This window comes from Nonomuraea mesophila (genome assembly GCF_004352805.1).
GTDB classification, from domain to species: Bacteria; Actinomycetota; Actinomycetes; order Streptosporangiales; family Streptosporangiaceae; genus Nonomuraea; species Nonomuraea longispora.
The window spans coordinates 1-2,247 of sequence record NZ_SMLD01000356.1; the positions used below are offsets into that span (position 1 = coordinate 1).

General features: G+C 74.5%; 1 protein-coding gene. It reads left to right on the forward strand.

Features of this window, described 5'->3' with window-relative positions; genetic code table 11:
- Positions 1-122: 122 nt before the first annotated feature.
- Positions 123-1,982 carry an NAD(P)/FAD-dependent oxidoreductase gene (locus tag E1295_RS52150; RefSeq protein WP_132642034.1) on the forward strand — a complete coding sequence of 620 codons (1,860 nt, stop codon included), beginning with the start codon at positions 123-125 and terminating at the stop codon, positions 1,980-1,982.
- The last annotated feature ends 265 nt before the right edge of the window (positions 1,983-2,247 follow it).

Consider the following 2,247-nt stretch of genomic DNA (forward strand, 5'->3'; position numbering starts at 1 on the left):
TCCCATGCCTGGGCGCCCGGGGACCGGCCGCCCAGGCATGGGAGGGGCGGGGGCCGGTATCCGGATGGTAAGGGGACGACCCGGCCATCAGGCTGGTCAGGAGAGGCTGCGACGATGAATTCATGCGCGTTGTGGTGATCGGAAGCGGCATCGTCGGGGCCGCCGCGGCCTACTACCTGACCGGTCGCGGCGTGACGGTGACGGTGGTGGAGTCCGGCTACCGGGGCCAGGCCACGCCGGCGGGCGCGGGGATCGTGTGCCCGTGGGTGGACCACGCGGAGGACGACGCCTGGTACCAGCTGACCCGCGAGGGCGCCCGCGCCTATCCGGGGCTGGTGGAGGAGCTGGGCGAGGACATCGGGTACGCCAAGGTGGGCGCCCTGCTGGTCACCGAGGAGCCGGCCGAGCTGGAGCAGGTGCGGGCGCTGCTGCACCGCCGCTATCCCGAAGCGCCGGAAATGGGCGACATCACCGACGTGCCCACCCCGTCCGAGCTATTCCCGCCGCTCTCCGACGACCTGAGCGCGATCCTCGTGCCCGGGGCGGCCCGCGTGAACGGCTGCGCGGTCCGCGAGGCGCTCCTGCGCGCCGCCGTCGCCAGAGGGGCGCGAATCCGTACGGGCATCGCGACCCTCACCCCGGGCGGCCAGGTACTCGTGCGGCCCGCCGACTCCGGCCCGCACGGCACGACCGGCCCCACCGGCTTCCTCGCCGCTCTGGCCGACGACGACACCACGCAGAGCCACACCGACAGCGACCCCTCAGCGGATCCCTCCGACGGGGGCCCCACGGTGAGCCACTACGGTGACGAACGCTTCGCCGAGCCTGACAGCGACAGTTCTTCCGCCGGGCCCGCCTCTCCCGCCGGGCCCACCGGCCCCTCCGCTGGGCCCGCCGGTGGCGGACACGCTGTTGGGTCCGGCACGACCGTCGGCGGCGAATCCGCCACGGCCACCGGCGGTGAGGCCGCCACAGTCTCCGGCGACGTTCCCGCCGGGCCTGGGCGGACCGTCGCGGAGGGCACGGGCACGGGAGGGTCCTCGGGCACCAGGGTCACGGCGGCCGCGGAAGGCGCAGGGGATGCGGTGCAGGCCCGGCTCACGGACGGAGGCACAGACGCGGGCACAGACGCAGGCGTGAGCGACAGCACAGGCACAGGCACAGACGTGAGCGACAGCACAGGCACAGGCGCAGGCACAGGCGCAGGCGCAGGCACAGGCACAGGCGCAGGCACAGGCGCAGGCACAGGCGCAGGCACAGGCGCAGGCGCAGGCGCAGGCGCAGGCGCAGGCGCAGGCACGGGCGCAGGCGCGAGCGACAGCGGAGGCGGAGGCGCGGGCGCGGGCCAAGGCGCGGGCGCGCGGGCGGGGGGCACCTCCTGGCGGCAGGCGACGCCGCTGGTGACCTCGCATGCGCCGGTCACCGGCACGGGCGCCCACGACTTCGCCGCTGAGGGTGTTCCGCTCGACGCGGACGCCGTGATCGTGGCCGCCGGCGCGTGGACCGGTGAGGTGTGCCGGCCGCTGGGGGTGAAACTGCCGGTCTTCCCCAGGCGCGGCCAGATCCTGCACGTCACCCTGGAGGGCATCGACACCGCCTGGTGGCCGATCGTGCTGCCCAGGATCGGCCCCTACCTGCTGGGCTTTCCCGACTCCCGCGTCGTCATCGGCGCGACCATCGAGGACGTGGGCTTCTCGCCGCGTGTCACGATGGGCGGGCTCGGCGAGGTGATCGCGGCGGGGTTGCAGGTGGCGCCGGGCCTGCTGGGCGCGACGGTGACGGAGACCAGGGTCGGGCTGCGTCCCGTGTACGCCCCCGGCAAGGCGCTCATCGGCCGCCTCACCAGCCGGGTGGTGGTGGCGACGGGTCTGAGCTCGTACGGCCTGACGGCGGGCCCCTTCACCGGCCGCATCGTCGCCGCTCTGGCCCTCGGCGAGGAACCTCCCGTGGACGTCGCCCCCTACGCTCCGGCCCTCGGCTGAAGGCACACCTTCCCACGTCCCCACCCCCGTCCGTGCGGGCCGTCCCGTGCACCCGACCAGGTACGCCGACCGCAGACCGTCCATGCAGCCACCCGTGCACACCGCCCCTGCACACCGCCCGTGCACGCGCCCCATGCACACCGTCCATGCAGGCCGACCGTCTGGACCGGACGGGGTGCCGGCCTGGTCGGCGGATGCACCGATCGCCGTTCCACTCCACCGAAAAGCCACATCACACCCGACACCCCCTTCACCCCCGCAACCC